The organism is Rohdeia mirabilis (assembly GCA_007750655.1).
Lineage (GTDB): Bacteria > Planctomycetota > UBA1135 > UBA1135.
This window is the reverse complement of the sequence record CP036290.1, coordinates 3,962,012-3,974,759: the sequence shown is the minus strand read 5'-3', so window position 1 is coordinate 3,974,759 and position 12,748 is coordinate 3,962,012. Positions and strand designations below refer to the sequence as shown.

Sequence of the window (12,748 nt, the reverse complement as noted above, 5' to 3'; positions counted from 1 at the left end):
TTCCGACGAAGGGGGCGCGGATCGCGTCGTGAGCGATGGACTGGGGCGAGGACGCCCCGTGGAATTCGGGCGCGAGACGTTCGGTCGCGGTCGGCGGCGATCGGACCCCTCGCGAGGGGGTCGGCCGTGCCGGAGCCGCTCAGGCCTGGGCCCGCGTGTGCTGCTCGACCCGGTCGGCGACCGAAGTGGCCGTGAAACCATACTCTTCGAGCAGGACCGAGGCGGGCGCGGAGCCCCCGAAGCGGTCCAGTCCCAGGGCCAGCCCGCGCGCGCCGAGCCAGCGCTCCCAGCCGAAGGTGCTGGCGGCCTCGATCGAGACGCGCGGGCGGTCGTCGGGGCCCAGGACCGAGCGGCGGTACTGGGCGTCGGTGGCCTCGAACAGCTCCCAGGACGGCATCGACACCACCCGGGCGGCGAGGCCGCGCTGCGCCAGTTCGGCCCGCGCCGCCAGGGCCAGTTCGACCTCCGAGCCGGTCGCGATCAGGGTCACGTCCGCCTCGCCGTCGGTCTCGGCCAGCACGTAGGCGCCCAGGTGCGTGCACTCCGGCCCCAGCTCGCGCTCGAGCCGCGGCAGGCCCTGGCGCGACAGCACGAGCACGGTCGGTCCGTCGGTGCGCGCGAGGGCGGCGCGCCAGGCGGCGGCGGTCTCGACGCTGTCGGCCGGACGCAGCACGACCAGGTTCGGCATGGCGCGCAGGGAGGCCAGGTGCTCGACCGGTTGGTGGGTCGGGCCGTCCTCGCCGAGCGCGATCGAGTCGTGGGTGAAGACGTAGGTCACCGGCAGCTCGCCCATGGCCGCCAGACGCATGGCCGGGCGCATGTAGTCGGCGAAGCAGAAGAACGTGGCCGTGAACGTGCGCAGGCCGCCGTGGTACGCGATGCCGTTCGCCATCGCGGCCATGGCGTGTTCGCGCACACCGTAGTGCAGCGTGCGGCCGGGCGCGCCGGGTTCCGACGCTCCGGAACGCGCGCTGAAGCTGCCGCCCTCCTTGATGAACGTCTTGGTGGACGAGGAGAGGTCCGCGTCGCCGCCCATCAGCCAGGGCAGGCGCTGCGCGAGCGCGTTGAGCACGTCGCCGCCCGACTCGCGGGTCGCGCGCTTCGAGCCGGGCTCGCCCGTGGGCAGGTCCTCGTCCCAACCGGCCGGAAGGAGTTCGGACGCGGCCAGGTGCCACTGGGCCGCCAGGTCGGGGAATTCGGCCGAGAAGGCCTCGAAACGGGCGTTCCACTCCGCTTCCGCCGCTTCGCCGCGCTCGATGCAACCGCCGCCGAAGTGCGCCGCCACTTCGGCGGGAACGTGGAAGGTCGTGTCCGTGGGCAGGCCGAGCGCGCGCTTGGTCGCGGCGGCTTCGTCACCGCCGAGCGGAGCGCCGTGCGACGCCGCCTTGCCCGACTTGTTCGGCGAGCCGTAGCCGATCGTCGTGCGCACGCAGATCAGCGACGGACGCTCGGTCTCGGCGCGCGCGGCCGCGAGCGCGCGGTCGATGGCCTCGAGATCCGTGTCGCCGTCCGCGACCTCCTCCACGTGCCAACCGCAGGCTCGGTAGCGCGCGGGCACGTCCTCGGTGAACGTCATCGACGTGGGTCCGTCGAGCGAGATGCGGTTGTCGTCCCACAGGTAGACGAGCTTGCCGAGGCCGAGGTGTCCGGCGAGCGACGCGGTCTCGGCGCTCAGGCCCTCCATCAGGTCGCCGTCCGAGACCAGCGCGTAGGTGGTGTGGTCGACGATCGTGTGCGCGGTGCCGTTCGCGCTGCGGTTGTAGCGCTGGGCCAGATAGCTCTCGGCCACCGCCATGCCGGCCGCGTTCGCGCTGCCCTGACCGAGCGGACCCGTGATCGCCTCGACGCCCACCGTCCAGCCGAACTCGGGGTGCCCGGGGGTGCGGCTGTCCTTCTGGCGGAAGGCGCGCAGCTCGTCCAGCGAGAGGTCGTAGCCAGCGAGGTGCAAGAGCCCGTAGAGCAGCATCGAGCCGTGCCCGGGCGAGAGCACGAAGCGGTCGCGGTCGGCCCAACCGGGGTTCCTCGGGTTGTGGACCAGGTGCCGCGTCCACAGCACGTAGGCCATCGGCGCGGCGCCCAGGGGCAGGCCCGGGTGCCCCGAGTTCGCGGCCTCGATGGCGTCGATCGCGAGCCCCCGCAGGACGTTGATGCTCTGGCGGTCGAGGTCGGTGAAGGGGGTGCTCATGGCGGGCTGAAGACGCGGAGGGACGCGGGTGGGCGGGGGCGCCATGATCGGGTCGCGGGCGCGCGATTGCGAGCGTGGTGGGGGTGTCCCGCTCACCCTCGTGCGCTGGCTCCGGTGCCGGGCGCGCGCTCGGACGGATCGGAGCTGTGCGCGTTGGATCGGGAGCGGCCGGCAGCGCTCGAGCGCGGAACTCGATCGGTCGCGGTCGCTCGGAGCTGGGCTCGGCCGCTGTTTGGGGCGATACCGATGCACGCCGCCGATTCACAGGTGTTCGGGTTCGCGGGATCGGGCCGCGGACGCGAGGATCCTGGGGGAGTCGCCGCCTGCGGCTAGACTGATCCAGACATGCAAGCGCGTTTCATCACCATGGACCGAGTCACGATCGTCGGTGGGGTGTCGCTGCTCGTCGCGACGGCACTCGGGCACGCGTTCGACGGTCGCGCGACGGACGACGCGGCGCAGGCCCGTGGTGCTGCGGTTGTCGGCGAGGACGACGAGCCGGCCGACGCGATCCGCGCGAGCGACGACGTCTTCACGAACGAGATCCGGCCCATCCTCGCGGCCCACTGCTTCGGTTGCCACGGGCCCGACGAGCAGGAGGCGGCGCTGCGCTTCGACGAGATCGACCCGGACCTCGTGCACGGCGTGGACGGCTACGTGTGGGAGTACGCGCGCGACCTTCTGAACGCGGGCGACATGCCGCCGGCTTCCGCGCCCCAGCCGAGTCCCGAGGATCGGCGCCGCTTGGTGCAGTGGATCACCGCGGGACTGACCGAGGCCGCGCGCGTCCACGAGCCCGATCGCGTGGCCGTCGTGCGGCGCCTCAACCGCCAGCAGTACACACGCACGCTGCAGGAGCTGCTCGGCCTGCCGATCGACTTCGGCGCGCCGCTGCCGGCCGACGGCACGTCGCACATGGGCTTCTCGAACGACGGCGAGACCCTGCGCGCGTCGCCGCTGCACTTCGAGCTGTACGAACAGATCGCGCGGCGTGCGCTCGAACGCGCGATCGTCACCGGGCCGCGCCCCGAACCGATGCACTACCGCGTCGCGCTCGGCCGCGGCGTCGGGCGCGAGGTGGTGGGGGCCGTGACCGGTGGCTACCAGTCGGTGCCGCTCTCGCCCGAGGACTTCGCGGTCGACGTTCTCGACGCGGACGGCGCACCGCTCGAAGGCGCCGCGGTGGACGCGATCCGCCGCAAGGTCTCCGTCGGCTTCCGCGGCTCGGCGACCGATCGCTTCCACGTGGTGGACGAAGGCATCGTGCTGTACTCGGCGCTGCCGCACCGCGAGGTGGCGCCCGGCGCCTGGCAGGGCCCGTCGCCGAACATGAAGCTCGAGATGCAGCGCGTGTTCCCCCAGGAGGGCGACTTCGTGCTGCGGGTCGAGGCCTCGCGCGGCTATCTGGTCACCGATCGCAAGGAGTTGCTCGTCGCGCTCGACGACCCCGCGCCGCGGACCCGGGTCACGCCGCGCGAAGGTGGCGCGGAGCCGACGGCCGAGGAACTGCTCGCCATGCAGCCGGCCGCGTTCGGACCCTGGTACGTGGCGGGGCCGATCGTGACGGGGACCGGCGAGGAGGCGCGCGACAGCGTGTACGTGCCGCGCTCCGGTCTCGACTTCGACGCGCCACTCGACGACGGTACGACCCGCTGGCGCGCGGCCGGCGACACCGACGGCCAGGTCCAGATGTACGCGCAGGAGATCGGCGCCGTGCTGCTCGCGCGCCACATCGACGCGCCCGGTCCGCGCACCACAGACATCGCGATCGGCAGCGACGACGCCGTGTGGGTCTGGCTCAACGGTGAAGAGATCCTCGCCTCGGACGTGCGCCGCGGCGTCGGGCCGGACCAGGAGTTCCTGTCCCTCGACCTGGTCGCCGGTCGCAACGACCTGTTGATCAAGGTCGTCAACTACGGCGGCGGCTTCGGGAGCTTCCACCGCATCGTCCACAGCGGGGTCGCCGGCGCGCCGACGCCCTACGAACTCGCGACGGAGCCGGGCGCGCGCGTGCTGCCGGCGAACCGCGCGACGACGATCGAGAACCTGCGCTTCGAGGAGGGCGGGCTCGTCCCGATGAACGTTCCGGCGCCCAGCCGCGCGGCGTTCACCGTCGACGTGCCGGCGGGCTACTGGCAGTTCGACGTGGTGCACCGCGCGTTCGGCGCCGACGCCATGCGCTCGGTGCGGCTCGAGATCGGCGAGTTGAAGCTCGACCTGCGACCCGAACTGGCCGCCGACGCCGCACCCGGTGACTACGTGGCGACGCCGCTCGGTGCGGGGTACCTGGCCGGTGGCTCGCGCACGATCTCGGTGGGCGGACCGTTCTTCACCGGCTTCGGGCACCTGGTGCTGACGCCGCTCTCGGCGGACCATCCGCTCGTCGAACGCCTCGAGGCCCAGGAAGAACGCCCCGTCGTGCCCGAAGTGCCGGCGCTGCGAGCCTTCATCGGCACGCGCACGGACGACGGCATGGACTACGCCGAGTTCGACACGCCGCGCGAGGTGGACGTTCCGTTCGGCACGACGCGCACCTTCGAGTTCCACGGCCGCCTCGAGAACCTGCCGATCCCCGAGCCCGAGTCGGGCGACACGGAGATCCTGTCGGGCATCTGCGTGTTGGGCGTGTGGAACGACCATCTCGTCAAGTCGCGGCGCGAGAGCGGTCCGCCGCTGCTGGTTTCCAGCCTCGAGTTCGAAGCGCCGTACATCACCCAGTGGCCGCCGGCGTCGCACGCGGCGATCTTCCACAAGGGCTCCAGCGCGGACGGGACGGTCGTGGCGGACGAGACCGCCTACGCCCGCGCGATCCTCGAGCGCTTCCTGCCGCGCGCGTTCCGCCGCACGGTCGAGCCGGCCGAGATCGAGCGCTACCACGTGTTCTGGAGCGCCGCTCGCGCCGACTCGGACACCTTCGAGGAGAGCGTGCGCGAGGTGCTCGTCGCGGTGCTCTGCTCGCCGCACTTCCTGTTGATGCCCGAGCCCGACGATCGCGACGACGCGGACGGGCGCATCGACGAGGAGGCGTTGGCGAACCGTCTGTCGTACTTCCTGTGGAACGCGCCGCCGGACGCCGCGTTGTTGGCGCTCGCGCGCGACGGCGGACTGCGCGCGAACATCACGTCCCAGACCGACCGGCTGCTCGACGACCCGCGCAGTCGCGCGTTCCTGCGCAGTTTCGTGCGCGAGTGGCTGCGCCTCGACCGCTTCGAGCGCATCTCGATCGACCCGATGCGCTTCCCCGCCTTCACGCGCTTCGTCAAGCGCGACATGGCGGAGGAGACCTATCGCTTCGTCGAGCGCGTCCTCGCCGAGGATCGCGACCTCTTCGAACTGGTCGACTCGGACTGGGTGATGCTCAACCAGAACCTGGCCGAGTTCTACGGCATCGACGGTGTCGAAGGCGTCGCGTTCAGGCCCGTCGAGGTGCCGCGCGAGCTGGGTCGCGGCGGCTTGATGTCCCAGGGCGCGTTCCTGGCCGGACACAGCGACGGACTCGAGCCGCACCCGATCAAGCGCGCCGTGTGGGTGAAGGAGAAGCTGCTCGGTAGGCCGCCGCTGCCGCCGCCGCCGAACGTTCCCGCGCTCGATCCGACGAAGCCGGGGTCCGAGAACCTGACGCTGAAGGAGCGCATCGAACAGCACCGCGACGACCCGTCCTGCTACGACTGCCACGCCGGGCTCGATCCGTACGGCATCGCGCTCGAGGGCTACAGCGCCGTCGGACTGCCCGAGTCCGAGCGCAAGGGCCGACCGGTGGACGCCAGCGTGGTCCTGCCCGACGGCACCGCGGTCGACGGCGCGCGCGGACTGAAGGACTACCTGCTGGGTCCGGGACGCGCGGCCTTCGAAGCCTCGGTCGTCGAGCACCTCTTCGCCTACGCCTTGGGTCGCACGACCGGTTTCGCCGACGAGGCCGAGCTGGCCGAGATCGCCGAGACGGCCCGCGCGGAGGGCCACACCCTGCGCGCGGTGATTCACGCTATCGTCGACTCCCCGTCGTTCCGCGACCGCTGAAGCCGCGTACGAACCTCGACCCATGACCACCGAAAAGAAGAGCACCCGCGGCTGGCGACTGGGCCGCCGCAGTTTCCTGCGCGGCGTCGGCGTGGCCTGTCTCTTGCCGTACCTCGAGGCGATGGGCGGCGGACGGAAGGCCGCGGCGCCGCCGAAGCGCGCCTGCTTCGTGTACTTCCCGAACGGGTGCAGCTTGCCCGACGTGAACGACGCGCAGTACAAGCACTGGCGTTGGTTCCCCGAAGGGCAAGGAGCGGACTTCCGCTTCACGAAGGTCCTCGAACCGCTCGCGCCGTTCCAACGGGATCTCGCGATCCACGGCGGCCTCAGTCACCCGAAGAGTCGCGAACTGCTCGGCCACCTGGCGGGTGACTCGTGGCTGACCGCGGGCGACCTGCGCGGCGGGACGTACACGAACTCGATCTCGCTCGACCAGGTGATCGCGCGCCAGTTCAAGGCGCACACGCGCTACCCGTCGTTCGTGCTCTCGAGCGACGGCGGCGTCGGCTACAAGTCGCGCATCTCCACCCTGTCGTTCGACGGCGAGGGGCGGCCGATCCCCGCGCAGCACGACCAACGGCGCATCTTCGAGCGCTACTTCGCCCCCGACGGCGGCGGCACGACCGACGAGCGCCGGCGCGCGATCCAGCGCGGCCAGAAGATCGTGGACCTGGTGCTCGAGGAGAGCCGCGACCTGACGCGCCGCCTCGGCGCGCGGGACCAGCAGAAGATGGACGAGTACCTGACCTCGCTGAACGATGTCGAGGAACAGGTGCGCCGCAACGAGGCCTGGCTGGACACGCCGCTGCCGCCCTTCAGCGCCGAGCACCTTCAGTTCGACGCCGATCCGCGCATCGACCCCGGTGCGTACGTGCGCACGATGTACGACCTGATGGTGCTGGGTTTCCAGACCGACGTCACGCGCGTGATGACGTACATGCTGGCGCGCGAGGACGGCCTCGGCATCGGCGAGAACTGGCCGCGCCTGGCGATCGGCGCCGACCGCGGACACCACACGATCAGCCACGACACGCACGCCGGCCACTGGGACCAGTGGGGGCCGTACGACCGGTGGTACGCCGAGCAGTTCGCCTACTTCCTGGGGCGGATGAAGGCGGCGAGCGACGAGCACGGAAGCCTGCTCGACTCCACGGCGATCCTGTACGGCAGCGCCTGCTCGACCACGCACAACGCGCGCAACTACCCGATGCTGCTCGCCGGCGGGCGCGACCTGGGAATCCAACTCGGTCGCTACACGCACCACAGCGCCACGGCGGTGCTCCAGGCCCAGAACGACGCGATCACCGGCGCCCAGGTCGCGGACGCGAAGCGCCACCTGGCCGAGGACGACCTGCCCTGTTCGAACCTGTACCTCAGCCTGCTGCGCGCGCTGGGCGTCGAGGCCGAGTCGTTCGCGGACAGCACCGGCGAGTTGGAAGGCGTGCGCGTCTGACGCACCCTTCCAGCGCGGCCGCGCTCAGGCGCCGTCGCCGCGCGTGAAGCGCTCGCCGCGCTCGCTACCGGCCTCCGCGCGGCAGCGCTCGAGTCGCGCGTCGAGGTCCTTCAGGCTCCGCATCCAGGTCCACAGGCCGCCGCGGAAGGGCGGGAAGCCGGTGCCGTAGACCGTGGCGAGATCGAGTTCGGTGCCGCTGCGCACGACGCCCTCTTCGAGACAGCGCTGGGCCTCGGTGACCATCGGCAGCAGTAGGCGATCGAGCACCAGCTGCTTGTCCGCGTTCAATTCGGTGCCGGCCGCCGCGGCGCGTTCGCCCAGGCGCGGGTTCACGCGCCGGTGCTTGCCGTCCGCGATGTAGATGCCGCGGCCGCTCTTGCCGCCCAGCTCGCCCGCCCCGACCAACGCGTCGAGTCGACCCGGACGGGCCACACGCGGGCCGAAGGCCTCGAACAGGCTCGCGGCCGAGTGCGCCGCCACGTCGAGACCGACCGTGTCCAGCAGTTCGAGCGGGCCCATCGGCAGTCCGAACTCCTTCGCGACGCGATCGAGCGCGCGCGGCGAGATGCCCTCGTCCACGAGCTGCAGCGCTTCGTCCAGGTAGGGCGCCAGCAGCCGGTTGACGAGGAAGCCCGGGCGATCGGCCACGATCACCGGGGTCTTGCCGAGCTTCAGCGCCAATGCACAGGCGCGCGCCACGGTCTCGTCGCTCGTGCTCGCGGCGGGGATGATCTCCACCAGCGGCATGCGGTCGACGGGGTTGAAGAAGTGCAGGCCGACCAGGCGCTCGGGGTGCGCGAGGCCCGCCGCCATCCGTTCGACCGGGAGCGTCGAGGTGTTCGTGCACAACAGGCACTCGGCGGCGACGCGCGCTTCGAGGTCGGCGAGCACCTTGCGCTTGAGGTCGAGGTTCTCGGGCACCGCTTCGATCACCGCGTCGCAGCGACCGAGGCCGACCGTGCCGACGCCGGTCTCGAGACGGTCGATCGCGGCGCGCTGCTCCGCGCTCGGGATGCGCGACTTCGCGACCAGCGCGCGGTGCGCGGCGGCGGCGCGGTCGAGGGCCGGACGCTGCATGTCGACCACGCGCGTCTCGAGTCCCTTGCGCGCCGCTTGCGACGCGATGCCAGCGCCCATGACACCCGCGCCGACGACGCCCACGCGCGCGGGCGAGGGGACCTTCGAGCCGTCGTCGCGGCGCCCCAGGCGTTTGGCCTGTTCACCGGCGCGGAAGATGCCGACCAGCGCGCGGCTGACCGGACTGCCGAGCAGGTGGACGGCGGCCTTCAGTTCCTTCTCGAGCCCGGCGGCCAGCTCGGTGTTCGGCGCGTCGAGGACCAGGTCCACGGCGGCGAGCGGCGCCGGATAGTGGCCGCCCGTCTTCTGTTCGATGGTGTCGGTGGCGCGCGTGCGCACGATGCCCGCGACGATCGGATTGCGATCGACGAGCCAGCGCTTCCAGGCCGGACGGCGTCCGCGCAGCCTCTCCTGGCCCAGCGCGATCTGCGTCGCGATGCGCACGAGGTCGCCGGGCCACGCCAGCCGATCGACGAGGCCGAGCTTCAGCGCTGCACGGTCGCGGTACAGCCGTCCCGACGTGATCGCTTCGAGCGCGGTGACGATGCCGGCGCGGCGCGGCAGACGTTGCGAGCCGCCCCAGCCGGGCACGATCCCGAGCTTCACCTCGGGCAGGCCGATGCGCGTCGCCGGATCGCGCGCGAGCACGATCGCGTCGCAGGCGAGCGAGACTTCGAACGCACCGCCCGGCACCGCTCCGCCCACCGCGGCTACGGTGCGCACCGGGCCGCCGCCGCTGCGACCGAGTCGGTGCAGGCGTTCGAAGACCTCTTGGCCCATGCGCACGACGAGTTCGGCCTCGGACGGGTCGTCGACGCTCGCCAGTGCTTCCACGTCGGCGCCGAAGCAGAACTCGAGCGGCGAACGACCGGTCAGGATCAGGCCCTCGAGACGCGGCAGTTCCTCGACCTCGGCCAGGCGTTCATCGAGGTCACGCAGCAGCGGACCGTCGAAGACCACGTTGTCGCGATCGACCGGATCGAGGGTCAGGACCGCGATCTGACCGTGCTCGAGGACGTCGAGGCGTACGCCGCTGCGCGGGGTGCTTCCAGCTTCCATCGTCCTCGAGTTCACGCGCCGCGCTCCAGGAGGACCGCGCCACCCTGACCGCCGCCGATGCACAGGGTCGCGAGTGCGACGCCGCCGCCGCGTTTCACCAACTCGTGCGCGCTGGTGAGCAGCAAGCGCGCGCCGGTCGCGCCGACCGGGTGGCCGATCGCGATGGCGCCGCCGTTCGGGTTGAGCTTCGCCGGGTCGATCTCGCCCAGCGCGCGGTCGCGACCGAAGTGCTGGCGCGCGTACTCGTCGCTGGCGAACGCGCGCTCGCAGGCGATGACCTGGGCGGCGAAGGCCTCGTTCAGTTCGATCGTGTCCACGTCGGACAGTTCCATGCCCGCCCGCGCCAGGACCTTGGCGGTCGCGTGCACCGGACCGATGCCCATGCGCGCCGGGTCGCAGCCCGACCAGGCGAAGTCGCGGATGCGCGCCAGCGGCTCGAGGCCCAGTTCGCGCGCCTTGCTCGCCGTCGTGACGAGCAGCGCCGTGGCGCCGTCGGTGATCGGACAGGCGTTGCCGACCGTGACCACGCCGTCGGGCTTCTCGAAGTACGGCCGCAGCTTGGCGAGCGCCTGGAGGCTCTGGTCGGCGCGGATGCCGTCGTCGCTCGCGAGCGACGGTCCGTCGCTACCCAGGGGCAGGTGCGGTGTGATCTCGTCGTCGTAGCGCCCGGCGTCGCGGGCCTGGGCGGCACGCAGGTGGCTCTTCAGCGCGTAGGCGTCGCACTCCTCGCGCGTGATGCCGAAGTCGCGCGCCAGCAGTTCGGCGGTCGAGCCCATGATCATGCCGCTGACCGGATCGGTGAGTCCCTCCGTGATCGCGATGCGCGGGCTCAGCATGGACGGGCGGAACGAGGCCATCGCACCCAGCTTCTGTCCGAGGCTGCGCGCGCGGGCGAGGCGCGCGAAGAAGCGCGTCGCCTTGTCGTTGTAGATCAGCGGGTAGGCGCTCATCACCTCGACGCCCAGGGCCAGCACGCACTCGGCGCGGCCGCTCGCGATCTGCTGCCAGGCGCTCGTGACCGCCTGCATGCCGCTCGCGCAGTTGCGCCCGACCGTGTAGGCGGGCGTCGCGCGCGGCAGTCCGGCGCGCAGTCCGATCACGCGGGCCACGTTGGCCTGGTCGCTGGGCGGTCCGGCGCACCCGGCGATCAACTCGTCGATCGCGGCCGGGTCCACGGCGGTGCGGGCCAGGAGTTCGCGCACCAGGGCCGAGCCCAGGTGCCCGACGTCCTCGCGGGCGAAGGCGCCGCCGGACTTGGCCTGGGGCAGGCGCAGGCCGGCCGCGAGAACGACGTCGGTCGTGCTGTCGTCGGTCACCGAAGGTCCGAGGTTGGAGAGATTCGAGGGGAGAGAGCCGTCGGGAGGCAGCCTAGGCCGGGTCGCACCCGGTGCCCCTTCGTCGGCGCGGGAAGGCGTCGTCCCGCTCTCTCGGATCGGAACGGACCCAGAATCGGTTCCAGCGGAGGCCGGGGGCGGCCGCCGTGCGACGCTCACACGCGACCGATCCGCGGGCGGGGGAGCTCGCGCAGGCCCGCACGGTGGAAACGACCGGCGGGCGACGTGGGGCGGTTCTTCGGTCCCTGGGGCCCGCACCCGATCAAGGACGGGTGCCCCCCGCGCGGCGGTGAGCTCCCACCGGAGCAGCCTCGAAGACGGCCACCCTTCAGATGAACGCGAACGACAGCAGCGACGCCGGCGAGGAGATCCTCGCCGGCCCCACCGTGGACGACGACCGGGCTCCCGCCCGTCCCGCCGGCCCCGGCGCCACCGTGCCCTACCCGAGCGTGCCCCACTCGAGCGTGCCCGCTGCGCAGGGGCGGCGCGGCGATGCGGACTCCCAGGGCGAACGGCCGCGCATCGTGCTCGTGCTCGGAGGCGGCGGCATGCGCGGCATGGCGCACATCGGCGTGCTCAAGGCGCTGCGCGACCTCGGAATCCACTACGACGCGGTGGTGGGGACGTCGATCGGCTCGCTGATCGGTGCCATGGCGGCCGGCGGCTACTCCATCGAGCGGATGGAGGACATCATCACCGGCATCGAGAAGCAGCACTACTTCAAGCTGAACTTCTCGAAGTTCCTGCTGAAGGGCACGCGCGCGCCCAGCATGTACAGCGGTCGCACGTTCCGCGAACGTCTGCGCGAGATCCTCCCGGCCTGCGAGTTCGGCGATTTCGAAGTTCCGTTCTTCTGCAACGCCGTGCGCCTCGAGACGGGCGGCAGCGTGTTCTGGGGCAGCCCGGGGTTCCAGAAGATCGACGTCGTCGATGCGGTCTATTCGTCCTGCGCGCTGCCCGCGATCTTCGAGCCCTACGACGACGGAACCTACCACTACATGGACGGTGGACTCGTCGATTCGCTGCCGCTGCGCTTCGCCAAGACGCTGCGCCCCGACGTCATCATCGCGGTCGACCTGACGGTCAAGGCCACGATGAAGATGCCCAACTACAAGAGCCGTTGGGTGTCGACGATGATGCGCTCGTTCGAGATCGTCGAGGACGCGGTGCTCGAGAACGCGCTGCACATGCAGGTGGACTACAACACCGCGCTCGTCCAACCGAAGGTCGGCCACTTGTCGCGTTTCGACTTCTCGGACGTGCCTCAGATCGTCGAACTCGGCGAGCGGGCGACGCGCGAGGTCCTGACGTCCCACGCGGCGACGCGCGAACTGGTGCGCACCCACGACCCCGCGACCGGTGAACCGATCGCCGGACTGTCCTGCCCCGTGCACCCGCGCGACTACGTCAGCGTGCGCATCGATCGCGACGCCTGCGTGGGCTGTGGCCTGTGCGAGATGGTGTGCGAGACCGACGCCTTCTGGGCCAGCGCCGGCCACCTGTCCGACTCGGTCGCGACCGTGCGCAAGCTCTCGAACTACGAGTGCACGCGCGACCACGCCTGCGCGCGGAACTGTCCGACCGGTGCTGTCCGACTCGGGAACCTCTGAGGCTGCGCTCGGG

6 protein-coding genes are annotated in these 12,748 nt (G+C 71.6%); 3 read left to right on the top strand and 3 right to left on the bottom strand.

Annotation, left to right across the window (positions count from 1 at the left end):
• Positions 1-139 precede the first annotated feature (139 nt).
• A complete protein-coding gene (gene tkt, locus Pla163_RS14835) occupies positions 140-2,185 on the bottom strand; it encodes a transketolase (RefSeq protein ID WP_145190114.1) in 2,046 nt (681 codons plus the stop codon).
• 345 nt (positions 2,186-2,530) lie between these two features.
• Between tkt and Pla163_RS14830 the strand changes: the two genes are divergently transcribed.
• A complete protein-coding gene (locus Pla163_RS14830) occupies positions 2,531-6,202 on the top strand; it encodes a DUF1592 domain-containing protein (RefSeq protein ID WP_145190111.1) in 3,672 nt (1,223 codons plus the stop codon).
• 22 nt (positions 6,203-6,224) lie between these two features.
• Entirely contained in the window at positions 6,225-7,655 is a 1,431-nt protein-coding gene (locus Pla163_RS14825; RefSeq protein WP_145190108.1) for a DUF1552 domain-containing protein, read from the top strand.
• A 24-nt stretch (positions 7,656-7,679) separates the two neighbouring features.
• Here Pla163_RS14825 and Pla163_RS14820 read toward each other — a convergent pair whose 3' ends face one another.
• Together Pla163_RS14820 and Pla163_RS14815 are read right to left on the bottom strand one after the other, a co-directional pair.
• Positions 7,680-9,791 (bottom strand): 3-hydroxyacyl-CoA dehydrogenase NAD-binding domain-containing protein, encoded by a 2,112-nt coding sequence (locus tag Pla163_RS14820; protein ID WP_145190105.1) that lies wholly within the window; start codon positions 9,789-9,791, stop codon positions 7,680-7,682.
• An 11-nt stretch (positions 9,792-9,802) separates the two neighbouring features.
• The gene (locus Pla163_RS14815; RefSeq protein WP_145190102.1) at positions 9,803-11,107 is read right to left on the bottom strand and encodes a thiolase family protein; all 1,305 of its coding nucleotides are present in this window, start codon (positions 11,105-11,107) and stop codon (positions 9,803-9,805) included.
• Between the two features lie 350 nt (positions 11,108-11,457).
• On the opposite strand from Pla163_RS14815, the gene Pla163_RS14810 reads away from it, so the two are divergent.
• Positions 11,458-12,735 carry a patatin-like phospholipase family protein gene (locus Pla163_RS14810; RefSeq protein WP_145190100.1) on the top strand — a complete coding sequence of 426 codons (1,278 nt, stop codon included), beginning with the start codon at positions 11,458-11,460 and terminating at the stop codon, positions 12,733-12,735.
• The last annotated feature ends 13 nt before the right edge of the window (positions 12,736-12,748 follow it).